This is a genomic window from Psychromicrobium xiongbiense, from assembly GCF_030271165.1.
In the GTDB taxonomy this organism is placed as follows: domain Bacteria; phylum Actinomycetota; class Actinomycetes; order Actinomycetales; family Micrococcaceae; genus Renibacterium; species Renibacterium xiongbiense.
Genome location: NZ_JASSZH010000017.1, coordinates 48788 through 74410, shown reverse-complemented (window position 1 = coordinate 74410; position 25623 = coordinate 48788). Strand labels below are relative to the sequence as shown.

The window sequence follows — 25623 nt, the reverse complement described above, 5'->3', positions numbered from 1 at the left end:
CCTCTCCGACTCCGGCGCCATCGCCCGTTTCCACGGCACCTTCCGCGGCGTTGCCTGCCGTTGACCCGGCCTCTCCCGCACCAACTCCAGTACCCAGCATGCCTGCGACATCCCCGGCCCCCTCACCCGTCGTGGAGCCAGTCCCGCCCGCACCACTGACACAGCCGCCGCTGGCGGCGCCAGCCACTTCGACTCCGCCTAGCATCCCCGTCGGGAGCGCTTTCACGGGGTGGTTTGCGTCGTATCACCCCAATTTTGGTGACCCTGTTGCAGATCAAATATGCCCCACAGCTGATTTCTGCTCACAGGATTTTCAGCATGGGACAGCCTACTGGAAGCCTGACTTGGGCGCGCATGGCGTGCTTGCAACGTCGGCGCTGGGCATGAAGTACTTTGCCGACGGTGGGTACTCGACCTACGGAATGCCTGACGAGGATCTAGGAAGATTTGGCCCGGTTCCATCGCTCGCCATTCCCGATACCACTGAGCAGGGTTTTGAGAAGGCGATCATTGTGGTGCCGATGGGCGCTTCAGCCTTCACGCTGGACCGGGCACAACCCATCGTCCAGTACCTTCAGCCATTAGGGCGTCACTACGACAACGCCTGGCTCTCGCCGGTCACCTGCGGGCTGCCCCAGGGTGCCTGTTTCGTAGACACCTACCGGCAGGGCGGCCAGACACAGCCCTACACGAGATGGCGACACTACTCCCTCGGCACCTCCGCCATCGGCGCCCTCGCTATCAACGGTCTGGAATGGAATCGCTGGGTGTCCCTCGGAGCAGAGAACAGCCCCCTGGGTTATCCCCTGAGGACCAGCTGCTCGAACGACATTCCTGGAGGTTTTTGCAAGACCCTCTACCAGCAAGCGGTCATCTACACGACGCCAACCTCCGCGGTGATCGTCAAGGGTGCGATGCTGCAATTGGATGGCAACACCCCCTTCACCGGCCTGTACGGCATCCCCCTGGCGGATGAGCAATGTGGCCTGGCGCAGGGCGGATGCCGCCAGGAATTCTCGGGTGCCACGATGGCCTGGACCCCCGCGCTGGGCGCCCGGGCGGTCAAGGGCGGCATTGGGGCCAAATGGAAATCCATGGGCATGGAGTCCGGCCGCCTCGGTTACCCGACGGGTCCCGAAAGCTGTTTCGGATGGATCGTCAACAACGTCGATAAGTCCGGCTGCTACCAGTGGTTCCAGGGCGGCATCATCTGGTGGTCCCCGGCCTCAGGAACGCATGTTGTCTGGGGCGCCATCATGAACGCCTACGAGCGCGCGAACTGGGTGTGGTTTGACAGCAATTCATCCTCTTCGACGCAACAGATGATCGGCTATCCGATCAGCGATGAGAGCTGCACCGGCCCCGGGGGTGGCTGCTACCAGTGGTTTGAAAATGGAATCATCTGGTGGTCCCCTGCCACGGGCGCCCAACGAGTCATCAACGGCGACAAATCCGTGTACGAGTCGCTCAACTGGGCTTGGGGACCGCTCGGCTACCCGACGACCGAGGAACAGCAGTGGTTCGCTGGCTACGCATATCCATACAGCCCCTGGGGTACTCGCCAGTATTTCCAGCGGGGTTACCTCACCTGGACACCCAGGTCCGGCATCACCGTCACCTACTACTGACGGGTCACTACCCACATTTCAGATACGCGTGTGGCGGGGCACGATGGTTTTCATGATCAGCGTCGAAAAGATCATCACGTCGCTGCAGCGAGGATAGCGAAGCGCCCTCATGCCCACGGACGCTGGCGGAGACTGTTGAAAGCCCCGGACAGAAATTCTGAGGCAATCGCGATGGCCTCGCCTCGATCAACCAGTGCCAGGCTGCCGACGTCATCGCCCGACTCCGCGTTGCCCAGCGTGGCGGTCGTCAGCGAGAACTCGACGTACCGTTCCTGGTCGTCGGAGATGTCGACCACAGAGTGCTCTTCGTCCTCCGAGTCGAGATCATCGTAGAGGGCGGCGAACCGCTCGAGGGTGACGCCCTCCTCGGTCTGGGCACCCCACCGATCGGTGAGGCTCACACTGCGATCCGTGTTCATGATGCCTCCAAGGGGATATCTGGCCGTTTCCCCCGGATGTCCTGGACTTTCGCGGGATTGGCTCCGGTATTCCGCTCATTGTATTGACCGCCCGGGAAGCCTGCGGATCCGAACTGAACACGCAGTCGCCCGGGAACCGACCCGGCCGCCGGTCTCGCCATCGTAGGTCTGTTGACGCGATGACCCACTGCTGATACACGGGGTTGGTATGACCCAATACATCATTTACTTCAACCAGCAATGGGTGGGCGACCACAGCGAGGAATGGTTCGCCAGCCGCGGCCCGCTCGCCAGGGCGGTTGTGGAAGAGCTGAAGAATGATGGCGTCTACGTGTTCGCTGGCGGGCTGGAAGAGGACATCAACAAAGCCTTCAGCGCCAATGCGCGGAACGGCACCCTTGAGATCGCCGAGGGATCGGATGACCCCTTCCGCCCTGCTGGTACAGAACACCACTGCGGGCAGAATTCCTTAAGGCGATGTTTTGCTCCGCCCCGAATACTCTTCCTCATTAAGAGAAGGCCTCTCTCTCCATCAGGGCCGGTTTGTGCCAGGATCAATGTTCTTCATCTTCATGAAATTATGAAAATTCACACATCAAGCCGTACTCGCCTCCCCCCCCCCGATAGATGAATGTCGAGGCTGTTTCCGGCCAGAGCCACAACACTGAACCACATATCGAAGCCCTCCAGTCGCGCGTCATCCATCAATATTTTTTGCCCGGTGACACCAGAACGCCCCAGCCACAGGCGCTCAGACAGTGGGAAGGTGAAAGGCCTGGCCCGAGGTAGCTCATCCTTGGCGTCGACGCACGTGAGCCGCCGGGCCGCGCATCTCTTTTGTGGCAGATGGTTGTTTTAGTGACACAAAACATGTTTCATATTAGAAAAGCACTATTCGGAAAGGACAGCAGTTCGTAGACGCGATTTTTACCACGCGAAGGAGTTCACATGAACATGGAAAGTTTCGATTGGGCGGGGATGGCGCAAAAGGTCGTCATCGCGCTGATAATTCTCTTGGTGACCTGGCTCCTTGCCAAGCTGATTAAGTGGGCCCTTGCCAAGCTCGTGGGGCGATTCAAGGGGTTGCAGCGCCAAGGGAACGATGGGCAACAGCTTGGGGAATCTCTAGGGAAGGTCGCGGCGCTGATCGTCTGGCTCTTTGGCCTGGTCGCGATCCTGCAGGTCTTCTCCTTGTCCGCAGTCCTGGGTCCAGTGCAGGATCTGCTTGGCAAGGTCATGGGCTTCATCCCGAATCTCGTCGGCGCAGGCATCATCTTCTTCATCGGCTACATGATCGCCAAGATTGTGCGGCAACTGGTGTCCACTGCTCTGGGCGCTGTCGACTTCAGCAAGCTCACAGCCAGGGCCAGGCGCACAGAGACTGCGGAGGACCTGGCCGAAGCACGTCAACAAAACGGCAAGATCATTGCCATCATTGGAAACCTTCTCTTCGCGATCATCATCATTGTGGTGGGCATCAGCGCCTTGCAGGTACTGGGTATCGCCGCAATCTCCGATCCGGCGCAGCAGATGCTGACCATGATCATGAGCGCTATCCCGCAAATCATCGCGGCCCTGATCCTGCTCGCCATCGGCTTTCTCATCGCCAGATTCGTTGGCACCCTCCTGGAAAGCACGCTGCAGGGAATCGGCACTGATTCTGTGGTGCACAAATGGGGCATCGTCCCCGCTGATAAGAGCGCCTCGGCCATCATCGCAACGCTGGTGAAGATCGCCATCATGTTGTTCTTCGGCATCATGGCGGCACGGCAGCTGAATCTGCCGGAAGCCACCGCGATCCTCAACCAGATCCTGGCATTGGGTGGCAGCGTGCTCTTCGGCGGGTTGATCATCGCCGCAGGGTTCCTGATCGCCAAGATCGTGGTCTCGGTGGTCGGCCCGGGCACGGCAGCCACGGTGATCCGTTGGGCGACGATCGCGCTGTTCGTCGCGATGGGCCTGAAGTACATGGGCCTGGCAGACTCCATCATCAACATGGCCTTCGGCGCTGTGGTGATCGGAGGAGCGCTGGCGGCAGCACTCGCCTACGGCCTGGGAGGGCGCGATGCAGCTGCCCGGTCGCTGCAGAAGCTGGAGAACAAGCAGTCGCAGCCCGAACCACCGGCCCATGCGGGTCCTGTGGACCCACTCAGTTAGACACTGACAACAAGCGACTGCGGCGTCGGCGTAGACGCAGTTGTTGGCAGGGCGGTTCTGGATCATTCCCGACCGCCCTGCCCTATGTCCGCTGCGCTGGCCCTCGGCTGAGTTGACCACCATGCCGTCACAACGTGCCCTACCCGCGTGAATGCGATCCGATCATCGGCAACTGAATCTTCGTCCGTCAGGTGGCTGGCAGAGTCGATGACACACTGCACCCGGCGACGCCAGGTTGCAGTCACACATTGATCCTGAACTCCACCGCGCCTCCTTCCATACCAACCTCTGTGGAATCACATCCGACGACGCACGTAAGCCGCACAGGCGGCGGTCCGGCCGGAGTCGTCTTTCACGCCGACAGGGGTACCCAGCACACCTCTACCCAGCTCAATGATGTCTGCGTAGGGCAACGAGACAGGACGCAATCCGGGCTACGGGATGCTGGACCGAGGAGTTCTACAACCGCTCCCGACTCCACTCAACCTTGGGCTACGACACCTCCGTAGAGCACGAACTGCTGCTCCTCGCGGCACTACCTCAGTCGGCACAAGCCGCCTGACCAACTGTCCACGACTTGCGGACAACCCCAGATTCCAACCTAGACCTGCCGAAGCTCGTCGTTTCGATAGAGATACAATTACCTCTCAGTCATGCCGCAGCCCTCTGCTCTGCTCGAGGTTCCGATAGCCACAACTGTCGCAGACCGGATCAGCAAGTTGTGCATTTCATGTTGACCGGACTTACCTTCATGCCCTCGCACGGTAGTCCGTCGTCCAGCGTCCCTCGTAGAAGCCCAATCAGGTGCATCAGAGTGTGGTTAGTCGGCTCGGCAAGAATCGATTCGCAGAGCGGCGTCAGCGCCTCGACGACGACTCGACCTATGTCAGCGAGGATCTCGATCCGCCTAGCTGAGCGCCCCAGCAGTTCGTAGCGGTCGAAGATCAGCGGCCTGCCGCGTGGGGTGAGACGAGCGTTTGCGTGAGTCACAGAGAGTTTCCAGAACGAGAGACGTCAGCCACTACGCGCGCGATCGCAACCCGGGACCCCTATTGCCAGGTTGCGGCGTCGGGGTCGATGCCGTGGGCGCGTGCGCTGGCGTCGATGATGCGACGCAACCACGAGGCGAGCCCGGTCTGGACGCCGTCGTAGTGTGCGGTGTATGCGGGATTGGCTTCATACATGCGGCCGAGGACGACCTGCATCTGCCGGGTGACCGGGAAGTAGGCGGAGAACACCTCGCGGTGCTGTTCAACGAGAGCGTCCGCGGCTGGGCTGCCGGGTTCAACACCAGCATCCATGGCATCAGCGAGGGCCCGATCAAGCGCCGCCGCCGCATCCGCGACGGCCTGCCAGTCCTCCGCGGTGCGTGACGCGGAGCGTTCGGCGTATTGCCTCCATTCCGGCGTATCGCCGTAGAGTTGCCGCGCCTCAGCCGGCCACTGAGGATTCCATCCTGGCCCGAACGTCGCGGCCTGCTCCTCAGCGGTCATGAGCAGCCCGTGCTCGTGCGCGTCGACCATCCGGGCCAGCTCATCGCCCAGCACGCTGAGATGCTCAATCCGCGCCGCAAGCTGAGCCTGCTGGGCGCGCAGCGCAATGACAACAGACGCACTCGGATCGTCGAGGACACTCCGGATGGCTTCCAGGTCGAGCCCCAGCTCACGGTAGACGACGATGCGCCGCAACCGCTCCAAGTCGCCGTCGGCATAGAGCCGGTACCCGGCAGCTGACCGTGACGACGGCCTCGCAAGGGCGATCTCGTCCCAGTGATGCAACGTCCGGACCGTCACGCCCAGGCGCACCGCGGCCTGACCAACGGTCAGCTCCACGGCGTCGCTGTTATCCGGCATGCACTCCATCCTTCTCCCCGTCGGTGTCCGGTGCAGTGATGTCCGGTGCTGTGATGCCGATCGCTTCAAGGTTCTTGGCGGTCTGGCTGGCCGGCTCGAAGGGTTTCGCCGCAGTGAAGACGACTCGCACTTTCTCCGGCGTGATCACCTCGACATCGCGGGTGCCCCAAGGCGTGTCCCGCGGGTCGCTCACCACGACCGCATGGTGGGCACGGCACGCGGCGACGAGGGCGTCGATCTGGTTCAGGACGCACGCGAAGCTGAAGCTCACCGCCGGCACCTGATCCGGAGCCGAGGCGGTGGGGACCAGCAGGACGTCCTGAAAGGCCCACCGGCGCAGGTGCACGAGCTGGCCTGGCACGCTGAACAGCTCGAAGAAGCCCAGGCCGAGGGTCCAGAAGTCGACGGAAGCGGCCAGATCGGTGGTCGGGATCGTCACGAACAACGGCATCCCGTAGATCCCGTGGAATGGCTCAGGCGCGACCGCGTCAGGGCTGGGGACGGGGACCGGACTCATCTCAAAAGCGTTGTAATAGTTGCTCATGGGCTCCATGTTCCGCCCTCACGCAGCGTGAGGGTCAAATCAGGGAACTCTGGGACCAACCTGTCAGCCCGGAACAGCTACAGGTCGAACGGCGATCATGCCGCGACATTCCACGGCCCTCGCCCCAAGGTCCTATGGCTCAGGAGCTTGGGCGTCGATCCCAGAACACCGAGAAGTGTGGGACGTTGGCTCTTCGTGAGACCATAAGACATCGATGAAGCCCTTGCGCTGCAATGTGCAGATCGTGAGCATCTCAGCCTGCATGTGGAATGCCATGACCTCATCATCACCATGAAGTATTGTGTCAACAATTTCCTGCATACGGAGCGCAGTGCCATCGCGCTGCCGCCCTTCACGGCCCCTTCAGGCAGCATCTGCCCGACGACCACCAGCGCCATGCTGACCCTGCGGCGCTGAGCCAACCCCTCGTCGCCTTCAAGGTTGCGGATGTGCTGCTCCAGGGAGCGCACGCCTGGCAGAGCAATGGCATAGCTCATTGCCGGATCCCGTTCCTTACGCGCTGCCAGTCAGCTGTGGTGAGCAGCCCGTCCGCCCGCGCCTGCTTGCTGGCCGCAAGGAGTCTTTCGGTCTCGATGCTTCCACGACACTCAAGGAGGGCATCGGCCACGGATTGCGAGGCAAGCCCCTCATAGAGCGTCGTGCACACCTCACTTCTCGCTTGTGTCAGTTCGATGAAATTCGGCAGCTTCGGACGCGCGCGCCTGGGAACGGCCACCTTGATCTTGCGTGGGTTTACATCGGCCAGCCCCAACAAGGCCAGTACCGACTCGCCATGAAGGTAAGCGCCTTCGCCAACGCGAAGAAGCGCCTCGGCGAACTGGTCGTACCGAGTCGGAGGAATGTCCGGCACTCGGTACAGCCCGTACGCGATATGCTCCAAGCCCCCTCGTGCAGCCAACTTCGGGAGCTCAACGGCGGGAACGCCTACCTCGGCGGCATCCCGCGTGGTGACGAACCCGTAGTGGTCGAGCGCTATCCCACGAACGACATCACGGTATTTGACCTCAGCAGGCATGTCACAACTCTACCGGAAACGGTAGGGTTGTGACATGCAGTTTCCTCAAATTTAGGCGTTGAAGCGGCACTCAACCACGTTACTGCACTGAGAACCACCACTCGACGGGCGGCTGAGAACAGCCAGAGGTATGATCCCCTGGGACATCAAGGCAACAACCGAAGCCTTGCTCCAGAGGGTTCACGCCGGGCTGATCTGAGAGCTGCGCGGTGACGTTCCGCTCGAGGACATGGTGCCGCTGCTCGGCTCGGACCTGAAATGTACGATCGCCAGTTTCTTGGAGTGTGTCCGATGCGGACGCGTGCTCCTTTGGGCGCTCTGTATCCGCGGAGATCCCATCCTCCGGCACGTAGACCGCGCCGAGATCGATAGCTGGGAATGGAGTGCCGTTCCGCCACGGGAGCGATGGGCCGGTCAATGATCGGAGCCGCTGAACCGGCACTCGACTAGACCACTTGACTAGACGTTGAACCGGAACTCCATCGAGCTCCGGTTCATGTCGCCCTCCGCGTCAGCGCCCGGCGGCTCAACCTATGCCAACGCCGCCTCAGTCAGTGCTAACAGTCCGGGACAGCCAGCGTTGTAACGTTCAATCAAGGATGCTCGCATCCCCGCAGCGGTGGCGCCTACCACATCCTGATCTGGATCGTCCCCGATAAAAAGACACTGGTAAGGCTCAACGCCGAGCAATCGGGCAAAAGTCTCAAAGGCCAGGGAGTCGGGCTTCCGCGCGCCGATTGCCTCAGAGATACAGACCACGTCGAAGATCTCGGACAGGCCAGTCGCCAACAGCTTGCCTAGCTGCTGTTCTTCATTCCCGTTGGTGAGCAGCCCGACCCGGTACCCGCGGGCTCGCAGCAAGGTAAGCGTCTCAACGACATCGGGGAACAGTCGCCACGCCCGTCGATATTCGGTCAGATACTGCTCGAAAAGGCGATCAAGGTAACCTGACTCATCCTCAAAATCGACACCGAACGCGGTCAGGACGGTTCTGAGCCTCCGACGTCGCTGCTCCTGGAAGTCGATTCGGCCTGCAAGCCAGAACTCGAACTCAACTTGTTCCACCGCGAACCACAGATCCACCGCACTCGCCGTGGAATCGATTCCAAGATCATGAAGGAAAAGTCGAACCCCATCGGTCGCGGCCCCTCGATGATCGAACAATGTGCCGTCAAGATCGAAGCCGACAGCCCTCACCGCAGGGTCGGCCCGCTGGCCGCCGTTCATGCGACCTGCACTCGCTGGTCACCGACCACATACCCGATGGCTAATCCACCGCCGATGGCTTCGAGATAGCTACGGATCGTGCTGATCTTCGCCCTCTCGAGATCGCCGCGCTCAATCAGTTCAGAAGGCCGGCGAATCCTGCTGACAGTTCGTACGCGCACCAGCTCTCATCTCCTGCCATATACATACCGTGCACAGGCTTCGACCATTGCGGACGCGGCTTCGATTGCCTCAGCGACGTCTTGCTTCGTCGCCGTCGGATGGTCGTCGTCGGGGTACTCAGTCGCGTTCCGCACCTGACGCATCCACTCGAACTCCTCCAGTGATTCATCCTGAACAAACACCGCTGCCGCCGACCCGGTGTTGCGATGTGCCCCGCCCGTTGGACGGACGCGCAACCCCTCGATCGCGAGGACTGCCGCAAGTGCCTTCCGAGCGCCATCGTAAGCGGCCGTAAACGCCATCGCATGATCATTGGTCTGCGCGAGAACCGCCGCCGTACTGACATGCAGCTCCGCCATGCCCATCACACTGAAAGCGTGTTCACGATTCACCGCAACTCGCTCCAGCCGACGATTCGCGACCATTTGCTCGATCGCGTCAGGCATCGACGTCACCGGTCATCACGTTGACCGCGGGTCGCGATCGGACGGTCGAGACAAAGGGCGATGCATCCTCCGCGCCCCAGTCCCGTGCCGAGAGCCTAGTGATGTTCACCGTCACGTCCAGCCGCTCACTCGCGTCGGATGCAATCTTCGTCAAGATCCGCCGCGGTGTGTCGCCCACCACCAGCACGTCGATGTCGTTCGGGAACGCTCCACTCTCCCCGGCTCTACGCGCTGCCCAGGACCCATAGATCAGCACCCGCTCGACGCCGCCGACGTCCTCGAAGAGCTCACGAAGCACTGGGATCGGACCGTACGTCGCCGCGATCAGATCACGCATGAGCGCGAACAGTGGATGATCCTGATTCGCGGTGACTAGGCGATTTCGCCCCTCCTGGCGATCACGAAGAACCTCGTTGTCTACGAGTCGGCCGACCTCGCGGTGCACTACTGGGCTGCTGACTCCGGCACGTCTACCGAGCGCGGTCAAGGTGACCTCACGGTCGGGATGCCCGAACACCTCGGCCAGAATTGCCCCGACCGCGTCGGAACGCACGAACGGCGTCAGTTGCGGAGCGAGAGTCTTCACAAAACAAGAAAATATCTTCCAGTTATAGGAAGAGTCAAGTGTGGCAGGCTTTTTCAAAGTCCTGTGAGGTTTCGGGCGTTGCCGGTGCGGATCGGTGATGTGTCCTCGCCCACGCTGGATTCTCTGACTACACCTCCGGTCCTCGCGCCGCGGCCATCGGCACACCAGGGTAAGCCAACGCAACGGCCACGGGAAGCAGAATTACTACTGGAACGAGCGCAGGCTCGAAGGCGACGCTGTCGTCAAGTGCAAGTGCCACAGACATGCGGATGCTGCCACCGAACCCGGTCCGTCATGTGTCGGTCCTGATTTCGTACTCCGAATTGTCTATCATGATCATTGAGCGGATGATTCAGAATCCAGCTGCTACCGTCGCCGCGACAACGCACCGCGATCAGGAGACGAAATGACCGACATGCCCATTCAAACGGCCCTCGAAGCAGCACTCGGCACCGAACGGTCCGACGACCTGCTGACCGCGCTCGACAATTACTCGAATCAGCCGAACGCCGTCAAGGGCGCAGCGAAGAGGCCAAGCGACCCCGAGGTCGAAGCGGCAGCGCATGCCGTGTTCGCCGCAGCTACGCCCCAAAACCTTGATCTGGAGCTCGATACGATCGGGATGTGGGGCCTTCTGACGCTCGCAGCTCGAGCGGACATCACGATTCTGGACGGCCTTCCCGTCTGGCGGGCAGACAACCCGAAGGTGGCTTCGATCAGACGCGCTGCCACGAAGCACCAGAAAAGCCTCGCAGAAACCAACGCGACGAAGCCCGCTGCCGGTTCTGCGGACTAGCCGCATCGATCCGGCGGGTGTGGTCCGCCCACTGCATGGAGAGGGTGGCTGCCCGTTCGAGCCGGGCCAGGTCCGGGAGACTCACTTCTCAGTGGGAGATGTCGGAGCCTCCATCACCGTCGACTTCAGACGTTAAACCGGAATTCCACCACGTCACCGTCGCTCATCACGTAGTCTTTGCCTTCTATCCGGACCTTGCCCTTGGCCTTGGCTTCCGCCATCGAGCCAGCAGCCATGAGATCCTCGAAAGACACGATTTCCGCCTTGATGAAACCACGCTGGAAGTCGCTGTGAATCACGCCGGCAGCCTGGGGTGCAGTATCGCCCTGCCGAATGGTCCAGGCACGGGCTTCTTTAGGCCCGGCCGTCAGGTACGTCTGCAGCCCCAGCGTGTGGAAGCCAACGCGCGCCAGCTGGTCCAGGCCAGACTCTTCCTGGCCGTTCATTTCCAGCATCTCTCGGGCCTCCTCATCAGAGAGCTCCACCAGATCCGCCTCCAGCTTCGCGTCCAGGAACACCGCATCCGCAGGCGCCACCAGAGCGCGCAGCTCTTCCTGGCGCTCCGGGTTGCCCAGCACGGCATCGTCCACGTTGAACACGTAGATGAACGGCTTAGCGGTGAGCAGGCTCAGTTCCTTGAGGTAGCCCATCTCCAGCTTTTCCGGACCTGCAGCAGCAAAGATGGTATCCCCGCGCTCCAGAATCTCCTGGGCTTTGAGCACGGTGGACAGTTCCGCAGCTTCCTTCTGCTTCAGCTTGACGGCCTTCTCCAGGCGCGGGATGGCCTTCTCCACGGTCTGCAGATCCGCAAGAATCAGCTCCGTATTGATCGTCTCCATGTCCGAGGACGGGTCAACTTTGCCGTCCACATGCACCACATCCGGATCGTCAAAGACCCGGATGACCTGAGCAATCGCCTCAGCCTCACGGATATTGGCCAGGAACTTGTTCCCCAGCCCCTCCCCCTCGCTGGCGCCCTTGACGATGCCGGCGATGTCCACAAAAGACACCACAGCCGGCAGTAGACGCTCCGAGTGGAAGATTTCTGCCAGCTTCGCCAAGCGCGCGTCGGGCAGGTTCACAACGCCGACGTTGGGCTCGATGGTCGCGAAGGGATAGTTCGCGGCGAGCACGTTATTGCGGGTCAGCGCATTGAACAGGGTTGATTTGCCGACGTTGGGGAGTCCGACGATCCCAAGAGTAAGAGCCACGGGATCTAAGTTTACGGGATCTACGTTTGCCGGTAGAGCCCGGAGCCCTGTCACGAGGCGGACGGCCGGGGCCAGTGCTTTCCTGTCGGTGCCTGATGGCAGGCTTCGTCCCATGGATATCGGCATATTTACGCTCGCCCTGCTCATCGGCGCAGCCCTGGGCGCGCTCGCTACCGCGCTGCTCCTCTTCCAGAGCGCACGACGCCGCCACGAGACTTTCGCAGCAGAGCAGGCGGACAGTGCCGAACGGCTGGCGGAGGCGAATGCGGCTCTCGCCGCCGCCGAAGCTGAATCCCGGCTCCTGACCGAGCAGGGCCGTACCGATGCCTCCGTGCTGCGCGCCCTGGCCCCGGTGGCCGAACGCCTCGGCGAGGTTCAGCGACATGTCACTCTGCTCGAACGTGACCGGATCGAACAGTTCGGAGCCCTCTCACAGCAGCTACGCGATGCCCGGGCCTCCGATGCCGAGCTTCTGCAGACAACTCGCTCCCTGGCATCCTCGTTGCGTTCCACCTCAGCACGCGGTCGCTGGGGCGAGATTCAGTTGCGTCGGGTCGTGGAGTCTGCAGGTCTGCTGTCCAAAGTCGATTTTCATGAACAGGCCCACCAGAGCACGGAGGGCGGCAGCATCCGTCCGGATATGGTGATCCACCTGCCCGGCGGGAAGAACCTGGTGGTCGATGCCAAAGTACCGCTCAGCGCCTATCTGGAGGCACACAAGGCCCCGGACGATGCCGCGGCGGCAGCCCTGTTGGCCCAGCACGCCAAGGCTCTGCGCAGCCATGTGGATGCGCTGGCCACGAAAAAGTACTGGGAAGCCCTGGAGAACTCACCCGAAGTGGTGGTGTGTTTCCTTCCGGCAGAAGCGATTCTCTCTGCCGCGCTGGAAGCCGACGAAACTCTGCTGGACGATGCCCTGCGGCGCAATGTGGTGCTGGCTTCCCCCAGCAGCCTCCTGGCAGTGCTCAAGGCCGTTGCCCATTCCTGGCGGCAGGACGTTCTCACCGAAAACGCAAAAGAGCTCTACACCCTCTCAACCCAGCTCTACGAACGGCTGTCCACCCTGGGCGACAACGTCTCCAAACTGGGCCAGTCATTGAAGTCGTCGGTGGACCGCTACAACAGCATGGTCGGTTCGCTGGAGGCTCGCGTGCTGCCAGCCGCACGGAAGCTGAATGCTGTGGACCCGGACAAGCTGGCGGCGCCATCGTCCGTGGAGGTGTTACCGCGCTCGTTGAGCGCCCCGGAATTCGCCAGCATCCCCGAACCCTCCGACATTCCAGGGTTCAGTGAAGCCACAGAACAAGAAACCACCGAGCAAAGCGCCTGAGTTTAGGCCTCAGGCCGGCTACCGCGCCCGCCCAGAACCCTGGAGGAATCACCGGCCTGCTTGAGGGTGGCCCGCAACTCTTTGGGCAGGGAAAACAGCAGGTCCTCTTCGGCAGTGACGATTTCCTCGACCTGCCCGTAGCCGTAATCGGCCAGCAGCCTCAGCACATCCTTGACCAGTACCTCCGGCACCGACGCCCCGGAGGTCACGCCGACGGTCGCCACGCCTTCAAACCATGACTCATCGACCTGGTGCGCAAAGTCCACCCGATGGGAGGCCTTGGCCCCATACTCCAGGGCTACTTCGACCAGACGGACGGAATTGGAGGAATTGGCGGACCCGACCACGATGACCAGATCGGCCTGAGGCGCGATCTTCTTGATGGCCACCTGCCGGTTGGTGGTGGCGTAGCAGATGTCGTCGCTGGGCGGATCCTGAAGGGTGGGGAACCGTTCACGCAGCAGCCGCACGGTCTCCATGGTCTCATCCACGCTCAGCGTGGTCTGCGAGAGCCAGATGACCTTCTCCGGGTCCCGGACGCTCACCTGGTCCACCTCATGGGGGCCATTGACGATCTGGATGTGCTCCGGTGCCTCGCCTGCGGTTCCTTCGACTTCTTCGTGGCCGTCGTGACCGATCAGCAGAATGTCGTAGTCCTCGCGGGCAAAGCGGACCGCCTCGCGATGGACCTTGGTCACCAGCGGGCAGGTGGCGTCAATCGTGCGCAGACCCCGCTCTTCGGCGGACTGAACCACTGCCGGTGACACCCCGTGGGCGGAGAAAATGACCAGCGCTCCCTCGGGAACCTCGTCGTTCTCCTCCACGAAAATGGCACCCTGTGCCTCCAGCGAGGAAACCACATGCACGTTGTGCACGATCTGCTTGCGAACGTAGACGGGCGGCCCGTAGTGCTCCAGCGCCTTTTCGACCGCGATGACGGCCCGGTCCACGCCGGCACAATAGCCACGGGGTGCCGCCAGCAGCACGCGTTTGGGGGCGTGAACTGGAGCGGCTGCGGCAATGTCTTCCGGGCTGCGCCGCGTGCGCGGGATCACCGGCATGGGCACGGATACAACGGTGCTGGTCATGAGCTAAGTCTAGTGTGCTGGGCCCACAGCCTCAGGGGGCCTGCACCGAGCCTGCGAGTCATGGGGGAGGCTGGGGACGCCGGGCTGTACTGGAGAGGCATGGAGGTCAGCTGAACGGGGTCAGCACAATCTTGCCGCCGCCGGAGCCTTGCATATTCGCGGTGAATGCTTCCGCCAGCTCCTCCATCGGGTAACTCTGCGAGACATCCACCGTCACCACTTTGTCCCGGATCAGTGCACTCAACCGGTCAAGATCCGCCACGTCGGGGCGTACCCAGATGTAGCGGCCGCCACGGGAAACCACCGTTCCATCCGCAATGGACGCGTGCCGCCCGCCCGGCTTGAGAACAGCAACCGTGGTATCAAGGACGCCGCCAATGAAGTCAGCCACCGCATCCACGCCCTCAGGCGCCAGAGCCTTGACGCGGTCCGCGAGGCCCTCTCCGTACTCGACCGGCTCGGCTCCCAACTCACGAAGCCGCTCATGATTCCTGGCCGATCCGGTGGCGATCACGCGGACGCCCGCGTGCCTGGCAAGCTGGATGGCAATACGACCGACGCCGCCAGAACCATTATGGATGAGCAGAGTTTCACCGGGCTTGAGGTCAAGAGCGTCCAGAGTGCGCATGGCTGTGAGCCCTGTCAGGGGCAATGCTGCGGCCTGCTCCCAGCTCAGTTCGCGGGGCTTATGCGCAACAATCGCGGCAGGGAGGGCGACGAACTCGGCAAAAGTTCCGCCCTGCAGAGTGTCACGGCGGCCATACGAATACACCTCATCGCCCACGGCGAATTCGGGCGTATCTGCTCCCACTGCTTCAACCACACCGGCCACGTCCCATCCCGGCACCACGGGGAAATGAATGTCCATGATGCTGTCCAGATAACCTGCCATCACTTTCCAATCCACCGGATTGACGCTGGCAGCCTTGACCCGGATCAGTACGACGCCAGGCCCCACCTTGGGCATGGGCAACTCGGTACGCGTCAGCACCTCGGGTCCACCGTAGGAGGAATAGCTCATGGCCTGCATGGTCGTGGTCATTGATCAGCCTTTCTGCGCTGCGGGAGTACCTGCCGCAACGCGAGCCTGCCGACGAAAATTCCTCCCTGCCCAACGAGGCCGAGGACCCGATGAAGCCCAGGACCCAACGTGGCCTCGGGACCCAACGTGGCCTCGGGACCCGAGGAGGCCGGGGAGCGCACCGGAGGCTAGTGCGCGGGAACCGTCCGGGTAGCTGCGGCGCTGGGCACCGACCCGTTCCGGGTCAGGATCCTGCCGATGACGCCGGCAACCAGCATGAGCAGGCCGACCCCCAACACCCAGATCAGCCAGGAATCGAAGCTGGTGGACACGGCCACCATCAGTGATTTTTTGAAGATGCTGGTCGCCTGGGCACTGTCTGCCGATCCTGCAAGGCCGGAACTGGTGAAGTTGTTGGCAGCCGCGATGGACACCAGCTTCAGGATCCCCGCCACAGCGGCCAATCCCACACCGTAGATGATCAGGGTGGTGGAACGACGCCGGGCGGAAAGCAGGGTGATGATGAACGCCAGCAGCGCCGCCACCAGGAACCAGAGCCCTAGGGGCGAAGCCGCCGTGAGCTTCACCACGGCCTGACGCTGCGCCTGGGTCCCCACTCCCAGCAAGACCTGGTTCGGAGCGCTCAGACTCAGGCCGGTGGACTTGTTGACGTCGTTCAGGATCAGCTGCAGTAGTGGTGCAACATCCAGATTGAGCACACCGTCATCATTGGCGTTCGCGGCCGGATCAACCACGGTGAGTTCATGGCTGCGCCGTAGGGTCTCTGCCCAGGCTGCAGGATACCCGGGGTCCTTGGTGAGATCCTGAGTGGCTTTCGCAATCACCGGCTGGACGACCTTGGCCACCGAGGGAATGGCCTCCAGTTTGCTGGCGGCCGCATCCGCCGCTGCCGTGGCGAGGGCGGACTGAAATTGCGGATCCTTGCCCAGTGGGGCGGCTAGGGCAAGAAACCCATCCTGGCTGGCAATGCTGTGACCCACCCACATGGATGGCACGGCAAGCAACGTCAGGAGCAAAGCCATCGTGGCGGTCACTGCCGCCAGAAAACTGCGCATAGCCCCGTTCCTACCCTTTCCTGAGCTTCATCGGCCACTGTACAGACGGATGCTGTGCACATACCCAGCGTCTGAGCATGGCTTGTCGGTGGCCTTGGGTAGGGTGGTTCTTGGTGGTTCCGCACCTGCTTCCCCAGCTTCCTGCCGCTCAGAAAGGGATTGTCATGGATGACTCGCTCTACGCGCCTCCAGCAACCGAACCCGACGGCTCTGCGATGGGCGCCCCGGTTCCCCCGATTCCGCTCACGGCGGCGGATACCAGCCCCGACCGGCCCTGGCCTCTGCGCCTGCTCTCCGAAAAGATGAAAGCCCATATTGATCGGGCACCCGCAGCCTGGGTGGAAGGTCAGGTGATCGAGCTCAATCGGCGTGCCACGGTCAGCTACGTGACACTACGGGACGTCGATGCCGAAATCTCGCTCAGCGTGACCTTTTTCGGTTCCACCCTCGACACGTTGGCCACTCCCCTGGAACGTGGGGCGCGGGTCGTTGCACTGCTCAAACCGGATTTCTGGATGAAAACCGGGCGCCTGTCCATGCAGGGGCGCAGCATCCGGACCGTCGGTCTGGGCGATCTGCTGGCCAGAATTGAAGCACTCCGGCAGTCCCTGGCTGCGGAAGGGCTGTTCGACGCGGACCGGAAGAAGCCGTTGCCCCTGCTGCCCAACCTCATCGGGCTGATTACCGGTAGGGATTCCGATGCCATGAAGGATGTGCTCCGCAATGCCAGCCTCCGCTGGCCCGCCGTGCAGTTCAAGATCCGCGAGGTCGCGGTTCAGGGCGTGAATTCGGTGGCTCAGGTCAGTGCGGCCCTTGCTGAGCTCGATGGCGATCCTGAGGTGGACGTCATCGTGATCGCCCGCGGTGGTGGTTCGCTGGAGGATCTGCTGTCCTTCAGCAACGAGTCCCTGGTCCGCGCCGTCGCAGCTGCGCAGACCCCGGTGGTCAGCGCCATCGGCCATGAGGCTGACCACCCACTGCTCGATGAGGTGGCGGACCTGCGCGCCTCGACGCCCACCGATGCCGCCAAGCGGATTGTGCCGGATATGGCGGAAGAGCTGCGCCTGGTGGCCGGCCTGCGCTATCAGCTGGAGCGTTCGGTGACTCAGCTGCTCCAGCGTGAGAATGAACGTCTGGACAATCTGCGCTCGCGGCCTGTTCTGGCTCACCCCGACGGCATGATCGAGGTGCGCGCGGCGGATACCGAACGGTTGCGTGACCGGGCCCTCGCCGCGATGAAAACTCTGACCCTCCGTCACCGCGATGCCCTGGCGCATTCGGTGGCGCAGATTCGCGCACTCTCACCGCAGAACACCCTGGACCGCGGCTATGCCGTGGTCCAGATGGCGAATGGTTCAGTCCTTCGCGACGCAGCACAGGCACCGTCCGGTACCACTCTGAGTATTCGTCTGGCGCGCGGCACCGTGGCCGCGCGCTCGGAAGGATCTGCTGGAACCGACGGGTCCTGACGCCGAAGATGTTCACGACCAGCCGACAGAGCACCACACAACGACAGCCAAGGAGCGACAATGAGCGATAAGGACCTGGCCACCCTCAGCTACGAGCAGGCCCGGGAAGAACTGGTGGCCGTGGTGTCCCGCCTGGAGGCGGGCGGAGCCAGTCTGGAGGAGTCGCTGGCACTGTGGGAGCGCGGCGAAGCGCTCGCTGCCCGATGCGCGGAATGGCTCGATGGCGTCCAGCATCGCCTCGATGCAGCGCGCGCTGAGGCCCTGCCGGAGTAAGAAGCAGCCGAAAGCTACGATTCGCTCACGCGCTGGCGTTCCGCCGCGACATCAAAGTCGACGGCTGGCCAGGACAGCGCCAGCGAGTTGAAGGCCTCGATCAGAAGTTCCTGGACGGCCAGCCGTGCATACCATTTTTTGTCCGCTGGAACCACATACCACGGAGCCGTTGCGGGGCTGGTGGCATCGAAGGCCAGCTGGTAGGCCTGCATGTACTGAGGCCACAAGGCGCGCTCGGTGAGATCCCCTGGGTTGTATTTCCAGTGCTTGGCCGGGTCAGCCAGCCGCGCGGTGAGACGCTCCTTCTGGGTATCAGCGCCGATGTGCAGCATCACCTTCACCAGAGTTGTTCCCTGCTCCGATAACCCGGCTTCAAACTCGTTGATCGCCGCATAGCGACGCTGCAGTTCGGGCTCGTCCGCCCAACCATGGACCCGATGGATCAGCACATCCTCGTACTGGGAGCGATCAAAGACCCCCACCATCCCAGGCCGCGGAACTTCCTTCTCGATGCGCCAGAGGAAGTCATGCTGCTTCTCTTCCTCAGTGGGCGCCTTGAAGGCATGCAGCTGAATCCCCTGCGGATCCACAGACCCGACCACATGGGAGACGATTCCGCCCTTCCCCGCGGTATCCATCGCCTGAAGAACCAACAGCACCGAGCGGTGACCGCCGAACTTGCTCTGTGCGAAAAGCTGTTCCTGGAGCAGCGACAACCGCTTAGTCCGCTCGGCCAGCAGCTGTTCGGCATCGCGCTTCTTGCCCGCGAAGCCCGGCGTGGAGGACGGATCGACGGCGCTGAGCATGAAACCCTCCCCCACCACCAGCGTTTCAGACGGGGGTGCGGTGAATCCAGTTTTCGACGCCATCGAGCTCTCCTTGAGGTCCATCGCCGGCGCACCCACACGGCGCACAGCACGCCCCGGGCTTACCCGCTCTGCCCCTACCGTACTGGACTCACAGCCCGGACACAGGCCTCTGACGCCACGGCGTGCCGTGTTCAGGGCTTGTAGCGGCCCAGGAACTCACCAATCCGCCCCAGCGCCTCCTCCAGGTCCCGCACATTCGGCAAGGTCACCAGTCGGAAGTGCGCGGTCCCGGACCAGTTGAACCCGCTGCCGTGGGAGACCAGAATCTTCTGGTCCTCCAGCAGGTCCAGCACAAAACGCTCATCGTCCTTGATCGGGTACACCTCAGGGTCCAGCTTCGGGAACAGATAGAGCGCACCCTTGGCCTGACGGGTAGACACCCCGGGGATCTCATTGAGCATCCGGTACGCCACATCGCGCTGTTCACGGAGTCTGCCTCCGGGCAGCACCAGGTCATTGATGCTCTGGTAGCCACCCAGTGCCGTCTGAATGGCGTGCTGCCCGGGAACGTTGGCGCACAGGCGCATATTGGAGAGCAGGTTGATGCCCTCCAGGAAGTCGGCTGCAGCGAACTTCGGCCCGGAGATCGCCATCCAGCCGGCCCGGTAGCCGCACACCCGGTACGCCTTGGAGAGGCCGCTGAACGTCAGGCACAGCACGTCATCGCCGGCAGCCAGGGCCGTGTTGTAGTGGACGGCATCGTCGTAGAGGATCTTCTCGTAAATTTCATCGGAGAAGACGATCAGCCCATGTTTGCGGGCCAGTTCCACCATGGCTTCCACCGTCTGCTGTGAATACACGGCACCGGTGGGGTTGTTGGGGTTGATGATCACGATGCCACGCGTGCGCGAAGTGATCTTCGCCTCCAGATCTTCAAGATCCGGCTGCCAGTCCTGCTCCTCGTCACAGAGGTAGTGCACGGGGCGGCCGCCGGCAAGGCTGACGCATGCCGTCCACAGCGGGTAGTCCGGAGTCGGGATGAGTACCTCATCACCGTCGTTGAGCAGCGCCTGCAGCGACATGGCGATCAGCTCACTCACCCCGTTGCCCAGGTAGACGTCGTCGACATGGATGTTGTGGATGCCCCGGGTCTGGTAGTACTGCACCACGGCGGTCCGGGCAGAGAAGATTCCTCTGGAATCGCTGTAGCCCTGAGCGTGCGGCAGGTGCCGGATCATATCCACCAGAATCGAATCCGGTGCTTCAAAGCCGAAGGGAGCCGGGTTACCGATATTCAGCTTGAGAATACGGTGGCCTTCCGCTTCCAGTTGCTGCGCTCGCGCGAGGATCGGACCCCGGATGTCGTACCGGACATTGGCGAGTTTGGCGGACTGTGCGAAATTACCCATGATCCAAGAATGACACAAGGCCCGGCAGTGCTGCTCCTCTTCCGAGCCTGCACTACCGGGCCAATCCGGGAATCCTGGCACTCCTCCGGACGGCGTCGCACCGTCGTCCGGTCAACGACAATGCCGGGCAGCGACTATTTCGTGATGCCCTTGGCCTTGAGCCATTCCTGAGCAGCGTCCTTCGGGTCCCGTTTCTGTGGTCCCTGAACTTCCCGATTCATCGTGATCAGATCGTCCGTGGTGAGCTGCTTGGAAACGTTGTTCAGTGCCTGCTTGGCCACATCGGAGAGCTTCTTGGTGTTGTACAGCGGCAGAACCTGCTGCGGTAGCCAGTTGTTCTTCGGATCGCTGAGCACCACGAGCGAATTGTCCGGGATCGCCGGGGAGGTGGTGAAGACATCCGCCACCTGTGCGTCGTCGCCGATCAGCGCCTTGATCGTCAGCGCTTCACCGGTAACCGGCAGGAACTTCTTGGGCTCGCAACCATATTTGCCCTTCAGACCCGGCAGTCCGTAGTCCCGGGTGGCGAATTCAGGCGGTGCCGCCAGGGTCAGATCCTTGCACACCTTGGCCAGATCCTCGATCGACTTGAGGTTGTACTTCTGTGCCGTCACCTTGGTCACCACCATGGCGTCTTTATCCTCGGCCTGCGCTGCGTCCAGGATGCCCAATGGAGTCTTGTTCGTCAGCGTGCTCGAGTAGGTGCTCAGCGCGGCGGGCAAGGCTTTCAGCACGCCGTCCTTGTCGGTGGCGGAGGCTTTTTTATCGACGAAGCCCAGCAGGTTTCCCGAATAGTCCGGCACCACATCGATCGATCCATCGTCCAGAGCCTTGACGTAGACCTCGCGGGAGCCGATGTTGGGCTTGGTGGTCACCGTGACACCAGCCGCCTGCAGTGCACCGGCGTAGATCTCTCCCAGGACCTGGCTCTCGGTGAAGTCCGCAGAGCCCACGATGACGGACCCCGCGCTTCCCGAGGTGCCTCCGGTCCCAGCGGCAGTGGTGGCGGAGAGGGGATTTCCGCCGCTGCACGCGCTCAGAGCCAGCGCGGCAACCAGGCCCACGGCAGTCAGGCCACCCTTCGCCATCGCTCCTGGCGATGGGCGCTCAGATCGCGATGCCTTGAACAGAGTCATTCCGAAACGCGACATATTTCATCCTCCTGAGGTGAGTACGCTCTGGTCTGAGCCTACGACAGAGGGCTCAGCGAGCCCGGTTTCCGGGGCAGAACGTCGATCATGTGTGCGGCCACGCACTCCCGGTGAGACGGCGTACCTGCTCAGCAGGGCAAGCAGTCCGTCCAGCACCAGGGCCAGCACCGCAATCACTACGGCACCGCCAAAAACGCTGCCGTAGTCCTTGGTTTTCAGACCGTCCACCAGGAAGCGACCTAGCCCTCCCTGAGGAAGGTAAGCCACCACGGCCACAGTGGCCACCACCTGAAGAACACAACCGCGCAGGCCGCCCAGAATCACAGCCAGGCCATTGGGTATCTCCACCTGAAACAGAATCTGCCATCCCGTCATTCCCAGGCCCCGGGCGGCGTCCACAATCGCCGGGTTCACCGTGGAGACACCCGCTGCGCAGGCCGACAGGATAGTGGGCAGAGCCAGAAGCACCAGCGCCAGCACCGGAGGCAGCAGCCCCAGCCCCATCAACAGGGCCAGCAAGGTCATCAACCCCAGGGTGGGCAGGGCTCGGAGCATCCCGCCCAGAGCCACCACGACCACTCGCCCATGACCGGTGTGCCCCACATACAGTCCCAACGGCACCGCACCGAGCGCGGCCAGAAAAACCGCCAGCACTGTGAAGCCCAGGTGCTCCCCGATCCGCTGCATGATGCTGCCGTCGCCCCACCAGTTCTGTGGATCGCTCAACCAGGCAATCCCCTGGGCCAGCGGGTCGTCGCTCGCATACTGGCGCGTCGGCATCATGAGCGGACCATCCCGGGCCGCAGCTGCGTGGAAGCCCCGGACTCCGCTGTCGCAACGCCACCCCGCCCATGGTCGCCGCCACCGCTGTGGAGCCAGGGGGTGAGCACGCGTTGCAGAACCACCAGCACTACGTCCATGAGCAGGGCCAGCAGCAGGGTTCCGACGATGCCCACCACCACCTCAGTCACAAAGCCGCGCTGCAGTCCATCGGTGAAGTAGAAACCCAGATTGCGGACCCCGATCAGGGCGCCCACGCTGGCCAGGGCAATATTGCTCACCGAGACCACGCGCAGCCCGGCAAACATGACCGGTACCGACAGTGGAAGATCCACGGCGAAGAACCGGCGCACCGGCCGATAGCCCAGGGCAACGGCGGCCTGACGCACCTCCGGGTCGACGGCATCGAGCGCGTCCACCATGGTACGGACCAGAAGGGCGATGGCGTAGAGCGTCAGAGCGACCATGACATTGGCAGGATCGAGGATCTGGGTCCCGAGGATCAGTGGCAACACCACGAACAGAGCCAGTGAGGGAATCGTGTACAGCAGGGATGAAGCGCCAAGAATCACGGCACCCACGGGCCGGTTCCACCGGGCCAACTGCGCAAGGGCCAGTGCCACCACTGCCCCAGCGAGCAGCGGGATGACCGCCTGGTAAAGATGCACGCCAAGGTCAGTGGCAATCTGGCCCAGGTGCGCAACGATCCACTCCACTAGAGCACCGCCTCGCTCCCGCGGTTGAGGCGATGCGATTCCACTGCGTCCAGCACCTGTTCGGCAGAGAAGACACCCAGTACGGCGCCAGCCTCGTCCACCGCCACGCCCAGGCCTGCCGGCGAGGAGAGTGCGGCATCGAGCGCGACTCGCAGGGGATCCTGCGGCCGGAACAGCGAACCTCCGGCCAGAAGGACGCCGGGGTCCTCCGGCGACAGCCAGCCTAGCGGGGAACCGGCCTCCGAAACCAGTAGAGTCCATTGATCAACAGCAGCCAGAGCCACGCCTGAGCCACTGGTGGAGCCTGTAGCCCGATGATGGAGATCTGAGGCTTCCTGTGCGCTGAGGCGGCGTTGCGGGACCGGGCCGAACCGCAGTTCCCGGGCTGGCGCGAAGGACAAATGCCTGAAGCCACGGTCCCGGCCCACAAAGGCCGCCACAAAATCGTCGACCGGCGCGCGCAACAGTTCCTCTGCGGTGGCGTATTGGGCAAGTCTCCCGCCCAGGGCAAAAACCGCGATCTTGTCGCCGAGCACAGTGGCCTCATCAATGTCATGGGTGACAAAGACAATCGTTTTGGCCAGCTCCCGCTGCAGTCGCAGCAATTCCTGCTGCAATTCGCCACGGACCACCGGGTCGACGGCGCTGAACGGCTCGTCCATCAGCAGCACCGGCGGGTCTGCGGCCAGTGCTCTGGCAACTCCCACCCGCTGTTGCTGGCCGCCGGAGAGCTGATGAGGGTACCGTCTGGCGGTCTCCTGGCCCAGTCCCACGGTCTCCAGCAGCTCGCGGGCCCGGGCATGTGCGCGAGCCCGCGGAACCCTATTGAGTCGAAGGACCGTGGCCACATTGTCCAGAACCGTTCGATGCGGCAGCAGGCCGGAAGACTGCATCACGTAACCCATGGATCGTCGCAGTGCGGGAGCCGGAACTGCGGTCACTGACTGCCCATCCACGCTCAGCGTCCCGGAGGTCGGCTCCACCATCCGATTGATCATCCGCAAGGAGGTGGTCTTCCCACACCCGGAGGGGCCGACGAAAACGGTGATCTTCCCCCGGTCAAGAGAGAGCGACAGATGATCCACTGCGGCACGACGACTGCCCGGATACACCTTGGTGACCTGATCGAAGACGATCATGGGTTCAGTCGAGCTTCCGGGGCCTGCCATCGGAAAAGTCCTCACTGTCGACCTGTACGTACGCGCTGTCCGTGCTGGTGGTGCTGCTCGCCGGGATACCTTCAGAGCATAACCTCATGGCACCGACAGAATCATCAGAACCCGGGAAATCCTCCGGCGCTGACACGCCACCGGCTCGAAACCTACACTGAGTCCATGACCGATCTGGAAGCGCAGCCCGAGCCCGTTCAGTGCCCCGCCGGTGTCGCCACCGACCCCTGCGTGCAGCTCTGGCCGGAGAGGCTGGTTCCGCTGGGCGGGATCAGGGCTGTGCCGGTGTCCCGGACGCTGCCACAACGGGGCCTGCCCACGGTGGGAGCCTGGTGTTTCCTGGACAGCTTCAGCTCCGCCGAACCCACGATGTCCGTCCTGCCGCACCCCCATATCGGTCTGCAGACCGTCACCTGGCCGCTGAAGGGCACCATCCGGCATCGGGATTCACTGGGCAGCGAGGTTCTGGTGCGCCCCGGCGAGCTCAATCTCATGACCGCCGGCCGCGGGGTGGCGCACAGCGAATTCTCCGTGATCGATGAGACTGTGATCGACAAAACTGTGGTCAAGACTGCGGAGGGGCAGGTTGCCATGCGTGGGCTCCAGCTCTGGATCGCGCTCCCCGAGCAGACTCGCAATGGTCCAGCAGCCTTCGAACAACACACCGAGCTGCCCAGGTTCACTCTCGACGGCAGCCAGGTAACCGTGCTGCTGGGCGAGCTGGCTGGGCATCGCTCCCCCGCCACTATCTATACGCCGCTGCTGGGTGCGGAGATCGCGCACGATGGCGGACGGCTCAGCCTGCCCCTGCGGCCCACCTTCGAGCACGCCCTCCTGGTCCTGGATGGCGTGCTGACCATTGACGGCACCGAGGTCCAGCCAGGTCCTCTGGCCTATCTTGGTGCCGGTCGGGATCGTCTGGAGGCAATCGCGGCCCCTGGTACCAGATTCCTGGTGATCGGAGGTGAGCCTTTCGCCGAAGAGTTGGTCATGTGGTGGAATTTCGTGGCACGCACCCACGAGGAGATTGAGCAGGCGCGCGAGGACTGGCAGGAGTCCATGAGCCGAGGGCCAGGGGAACCAGCGCAGAATGCTGCCCGCCAAAGGTTTCCCGCTGTCGCCGGTCACGACGCAGGATCCGGGCCCCAGGCAGGCTGGATACCAGCACCACCGCTGCCGCCGCTACGACTCAAGCCGCGGCGTCGGACGCTTCTGCCTGAGGACCGGCCGGAGGACCTGCCCGAGGACCCGCCTAAGGAGTGACCAG

Annotated in this window: 27 protein-coding genes; 9 read left to right on the top strand and 18 right to left on the bottom strand. The window is 62.8% G+C overall.

What is annotated here, in order from left to right; genetic code table 11:
- Positions 1-98 precede the first annotated feature (98 nt).
- Positions 99-1628: a hypothetical protein gene (locus tag QQM37_RS06870; protein ID WP_285725889.1), complete on the top strand. Its 1530-nt coding sequence runs from the start codon at positions 99-101 to the stop codon at positions 1626-1628.
- A 107-nt stretch (positions 1629-1735) separates the two neighbouring features.
- On the opposite strand, the gene QQM37_RS06865 is transcribed toward QQM37_RS06870, so the two are convergent.
- The gene (locus tag QQM37_RS06865; protein ID WP_285725887.1) at positions 1736-2047 is read right to left on the bottom strand and encodes a hypothetical protein; all 312 of its coding nucleotides are present in this window, start codon (positions 2045-2047) and stop codon (positions 1736-1738) included.
- Positions 2048-2255: 208 nt separating this feature from the next.
- Here QQM37_RS06865 and QQM37_RS06860 point away from each other — a divergent pair, with 208 nt between their 5' ends.
- Both QQM37_RS06860 and QQM37_RS06855 read left to right on the top strand, forming a co-directional pair.
- Entirely contained in the window at positions 2256-2678 is a 423-nt protein-coding gene (locus QQM37_RS06860) for a YciI family protein (RefSeq protein WP_285725885.1), read from the top strand.
- A gap of 317 nt (positions 2679-2995) precedes the next feature.
- Positions 2996-4204: a mechanosensitive ion channel gene (locus QQM37_RS06855; protein WP_285725883.1), complete on the top strand. Its 1209-nt coding sequence runs from the start codon at positions 2996-2998 to the stop codon at positions 4202-4204.
- A gap of 1049 nt (positions 4205-5253) precedes the next feature.
- Here the strand turns inward: QQM37_RS06855 and QQM37_RS06850 are convergent.
- Positions 5254-6057: a MerR family transcriptional regulator gene (locus QQM37_RS06850; RefSeq protein WP_285725882.1), complete on the bottom strand. Its 804-nt coding sequence runs from the start codon at positions 6055-6057 to the stop codon at positions 5254-5256.
- Complete coding sequence (locus QQM37_RS06845; protein WP_285725880.1) at positions 6047-6601, bottom strand: VOC family protein; 555 nt, start codon at positions 6599-6601, stop codon at positions 6047-6049. Before QQM37_RS06845 ends, QQM37_RS06850 begins: the two co-directional genes overlap by 11 nt.
- Positions 6602-6892: 291 nt before the next feature.
- Here QQM37_RS06845 and QQM37_RS06840 point away from each other — a divergent pair, with 291 nt between their 5' ends.
- The gene (locus tag QQM37_RS06840; RefSeq protein ID WP_285725878.1) at positions 6893-7018 is read left to right on the top strand and encodes a hypothetical protein; all 126 of its coding nucleotides are present in this window, start codon (positions 6893-6895) and stop codon (positions 7016-7018) included.
- Positions 7019-7094: 76 nt separating this feature from the next.
- On the opposite strand, the gene QQM37_RS06835 is transcribed toward QQM37_RS06840, so the two are convergent.
- From QQM37_RS06835 to QQM37_RS06815, 5 genes are all read right to left on the bottom strand, one after another.
- Positions 7095-7637 (bottom strand): hypothetical protein, encoded by a 543-nt coding sequence (locus QQM37_RS06835; RefSeq protein WP_285725876.1) that lies wholly within the window; start codon positions 7635-7637, stop codon positions 7095-7097.
- A 531-nt stretch (positions 7638-8168) separates the two neighbouring features.
- Positions 8169-8864: an HAD family hydrolase gene (locus QQM37_RS06830; RefSeq protein ID WP_285725874.1), complete on the bottom strand. Its 696-nt coding sequence runs from the start codon at positions 8862-8864 to the stop codon at positions 8169-8171.
- Complete coding sequence (locus QQM37_RS06825) at positions 8861-9025, bottom strand: hypothetical protein (protein ID WP_285725872.1); 165 nt, start codon at positions 9023-9025, stop codon at positions 8861-8863. The genes QQM37_RS06830 and QQM37_RS06825 overlap by 4 nt, the downstream gene beginning before the upstream one ends.
- 6 nt (positions 9026-9031) lie before the next feature.
- Positions 9032-9472, bottom strand: coding sequence for a HEPN domain-containing protein (locus tag QQM37_RS06820; protein ID WP_285725870.1), 441 nt, complete (start codon positions 9470-9472; stop codon positions 9032-9034).
- Positions 9465-10058 (bottom strand): hypothetical protein, encoded by a 594-nt coding sequence (locus QQM37_RS06815; RefSeq protein WP_285725868.1) that lies wholly within the window; start codon positions 10056-10058, stop codon positions 9465-9467. The genes QQM37_RS06820 and QQM37_RS06815 overlap by 8 nt, the downstream gene beginning before the upstream one ends.
- Before the next feature lie 406 nt (positions 10059-10464).
- Between QQM37_RS06815 and QQM37_RS06810 the strand changes: the two genes are divergently transcribed.
- A complete protein-coding gene (locus QQM37_RS06810; protein ID WP_285725865.1) occupies positions 10465-10854 on the top strand; it encodes a hypothetical protein in 390 nt (129 codons plus the stop codon).
- Positions 10855-10979: 125 nt separating this feature from the next.
- Here QQM37_RS06810 and ychF read toward each other — a convergent pair whose 3' ends face one another.
- A complete protein-coding gene (gene ychF / locus QQM37_RS06805; protein WP_285725864.1) occupies positions 10980-12065 on the bottom strand; it encodes a redox-regulated ATPase YchF in 1086 nt (361 codons plus the stop codon).
- A gap of 112 nt (positions 12066-12177) precedes the next feature.
- Between ychF and QQM37_RS06800 the strand changes: the two genes are divergently transcribed.
- Positions 12178-13395: a DNA recombination protein RmuC gene (locus QQM37_RS06800; protein WP_285725862.1), complete on the top strand. Its 1218-nt coding sequence runs from the start codon at positions 12178-12180 to the stop codon at positions 13393-13395.
- Between the two features lie 2 nt (positions 13396-13397).
- On the opposite strand, the gene QQM37_RS06795 is transcribed toward QQM37_RS06800, so the two are convergent.
- The 3 genes from QQM37_RS06795 to QQM37_RS06785 form a co-directional block, all read right to left on the bottom strand.
- The gene (locus QQM37_RS06795) at positions 13398-14483 is read right to left on the bottom strand and encodes a 4-hydroxy-3-methylbut-2-enyl diphosphate reductase (protein WP_285725859.1); all 1086 of its coding nucleotides are present in this window, start codon (positions 14481-14483) and stop codon (positions 13398-13400) included.
- Positions 14484-14589: 106 nt separating this feature from the next.
- Complete coding sequence (locus QQM37_RS06790; RefSeq protein WP_285725981.1) at positions 14590-15513, bottom strand: NADP-dependent oxidoreductase; 924 nt, start codon at positions 15511-15513, stop codon at positions 14590-14592.
- 179 nt (positions 15514-15692) lie between these two features.
- Positions 15693-16580, bottom strand: coding sequence for a hypothetical protein (locus tag QQM37_RS06785; RefSeq protein ID WP_285725857.1), 888 nt, complete (start codon positions 16578-16580; stop codon positions 15693-15695).
- Positions 16581-16744: 164 nt separating this feature from the next.
- Here QQM37_RS06785 and xseA point away from each other — a divergent pair, with 164 nt between their 5' ends.
- On the top strand, positions 16745-18049 hold the full coding sequence (gene xseA, locus QQM37_RS06780; protein ID WP_420030133.1) for an exodeoxyribonuclease VII large subunit: 1305 nt from the start codon (positions 16745-16747) through the stop codon (positions 18047-18049).
- A gap of 60 nt (positions 18050-18109) precedes the next feature.
- Positions 18110-18322: an exodeoxyribonuclease VII small subunit gene (locus QQM37_RS06775; RefSeq protein ID WP_285725855.1), complete on the top strand. Its 213-nt coding sequence runs from the start codon at positions 18110-18112 to the stop codon at positions 18320-18322.
- Positions 18323-18336: 14 nt separating this feature from the next.
- Here the strand turns inward: QQM37_RS06775 and QQM37_RS06770 are convergent, their stop codons facing one another.
- From QQM37_RS06770 to QQM37_RS06745, 6 genes are all read right to left on the bottom strand, one after another.
- On the bottom strand, positions 18337-19191 hold the full coding sequence (locus QQM37_RS06770; RefSeq protein ID WP_285725853.1) for a polyphosphate kinase 2 family protein: 855 nt from the start codon (positions 19189-19191) through the stop codon (positions 18337-18339).
- A 131-nt stretch (positions 19192-19322) separates the two neighbouring features.
- Positions 19323-20540 carry a pyridoxal phosphate-dependent aminotransferase gene (locus QQM37_RS06765; protein WP_285725851.1) on the bottom strand — a complete coding sequence of 406 codons (1218 nt, stop codon included), beginning with the start codon at positions 20538-20540 and terminating at the stop codon, positions 19323-19325.
- A gap of 134 nt (positions 20541-20674) precedes the next feature.
- A complete protein-coding gene (locus QQM37_RS06760) occupies positions 20675-21628 on the bottom strand; it encodes an ABC transporter substrate-binding protein (protein ID WP_285725850.1) in 954 nt (317 codons plus the stop codon).
- Between the two features lie 66 nt (positions 21629-21694).
- The gene (locus tag QQM37_RS06755; RefSeq protein WP_285725849.1) at positions 21695-22474 is read right to left on the bottom strand and encodes an ABC transporter permease; all 780 of its coding nucleotides are present in this window, start codon (positions 22472-22474) and stop codon (positions 21695-21697) included.
- Positions 22471-23187, bottom strand: coding sequence for an ABC transporter permease (locus QQM37_RS06750; RefSeq protein WP_285725848.1), 717 nt, complete (start codon positions 23185-23187; stop codon positions 22471-22473). Before QQM37_RS06750 ends, QQM37_RS06755 begins: the two co-directional genes overlap by 4 nt.
- Entirely contained in the window at positions 23187-24326 is a 1140-nt protein-coding gene (locus QQM37_RS06745; RefSeq protein ID WP_285725847.1) for an ABC transporter ATP-binding protein, read from the bottom strand. The genes QQM37_RS06750 and QQM37_RS06745 overlap by 1 nt, the downstream gene beginning before the upstream one ends.
- 195 nt (positions 24327-24521) lie before the next feature.
- Here QQM37_RS06745 and QQM37_RS06740 point away from each other — a divergent pair, with 195 nt between their 5' ends.
- Positions 24522-25619 carry a pirin family protein gene (locus QQM37_RS06740; protein ID WP_285725846.1) on the top strand — a complete coding sequence of 366 codons (1098 nt, stop codon included), beginning with the start codon at positions 24522-24524 and terminating at the stop codon, positions 25617-25619.
- The last annotated feature ends 4 nt before the right edge of the window (positions 25620-25623 follow it).

Coding starts and splice junctions, on each gene's coding strand:
- QQM37_RS06870 (WP_285725889.1), top strand. CDS start 99: ATGCCTGCGACATCCCCGGCCCCCTCACCCGTCGTGGAGCCAGTCCCG.
- QQM37_RS06865 (WP_285725887.1), bottom strand. CDS start 2,047: ATGAACACGGATCGCAGTGTGAGCCTCACCGATCGGTGGGGTGCCCAG.
- QQM37_RS06860 (WP_285725885.1), top strand. CDS start 2,256: ATGACCCAATACATCATTTACTTCAACCAGCAATGGGTGGGCGACCAC.
- QQM37_RS06855 (WP_285725883.1), top strand. CDS start 2,996: ATGAACATGGAAAGTTTCGATTGGGCGGGGATGGCGCAAAAGGTCGTC.
- QQM37_RS06850 (WP_285725882.1), bottom strand. CDS start 6,057: ATGCCGGATAACAGCGACGCCGTGGAGCTGACCGTTGGTCAGGCCGCG.
- QQM37_RS06845 (WP_285725880.1), bottom strand. CDS start 6,601: ATGAGCAACTATTACAACGCTTTTGAGATGAGTCCGGTCCCCGTCCCC.
- QQM37_RS06840 (WP_285725878.1), top strand. CDS start 6,893: ATGAAGTATTGTGTCAACAATTTCCTGCATACGGAGCGCAGTGCCATC.
- QQM37_RS06835 (WP_285725876.1), bottom strand. CDS start 7,637: ATGCCTGCTGAGGTCAAATACCGTGATGTCGTTCGTGGGATAGCGCTC.
- QQM37_RS06830 (WP_285725874.1), bottom strand. CDS start 8,864: ATGAACGGCGGCCAGCGGGCCGACCCTGCGGTGAGGGCTGTCGGCTTC.
- QQM37_RS06820 (WP_285725870.1), bottom strand. CDS start 9,472: ATGCCTGACGCGATCGAGCAAATGGTCGCGAATCGTCGGCTGGAGCGA.
- QQM37_RS06810 (WP_285725865.1), top strand. CDS start 10,465: ATGACCGACATGCCCATTCAAACGGCCCTCGAAGCAGCACTCGGCACC.
- QQM37_RS06800 (WP_285725862.1), top strand. CDS start 12,178: ATGGATATCGGCATATTTACGCTCGCCCTGCTCATCGGCGCAGCCCTG.
- QQM37_RS06795 (WP_285725859.1), bottom strand. CDS start 14,483: ATGACCAGCACCGTTGTATCCGTGCCCATGCCGGTGATCCCGCGCACG.
- QQM37_RS06790 (WP_285725981.1), bottom strand. CDS start 15,513: ATGCAGGCCATGAGCTATTCCTCCTACGGTGGACCCGAGGTGCTGACG.
- QQM37_RS06785 (WP_285725857.1), bottom strand. CDS start 16,580: ATGCGCAGTTTTCTGGCGGCAGTGACCGCCACGATGGCTTTGCTCCTG.
- xseA (WP_420030133.1), top strand. CDS start 16,745: ATGGATGACTCGCTCTACGCGCCTCCAGCAACCGAACCCGACGGCTCT.
- QQM37_RS06775 (WP_285725855.1), top strand. CDS start 18,110: ATGAGCGATAAGGACCTGGCCACCCTCAGCTACGAGCAGGCCCGGGAA.
- QQM37_RS06770 (WP_285725853.1), bottom strand. CDS start 19,191: ATGGCGTCGAAAACTGGATTCACCGCACCCCCGTCTGAAACGCTGGTG.
- QQM37_RS06765 (WP_285725851.1), bottom strand. CDS start 20,540: ATGGGTAATTTCGCACAGTCCGCCAAACTCGCCAATGTCCGGTACGAC.
- QQM37_RS06760 (WP_285725850.1), bottom strand. CDS start 21,628: ATGGCGAAGGGTGGCCTGACTGCCGTGGGCCTGGTTGCCGCGCTGGCT.
- QQM37_RS06755 (WP_285725849.1), bottom strand. CDS start 22,474: ATGATGCCGACGCGCCAGTATGCGAGCGACGACCCGCTGGCCCAGGGG.
- QQM37_RS06745 (WP_285725847.1), bottom strand. CDS start 24,326: ATGATCGTCTTCGATCAGGTCACCAAGGTGTATCCGGGCAGTCGTCGT.
- QQM37_RS06740 (WP_285725846.1), top strand. CDS start 24,522: ATGACCGATCTGGAAGCGCAGCCCGAGCCCGTTCAGTGCCCCGCCGGT.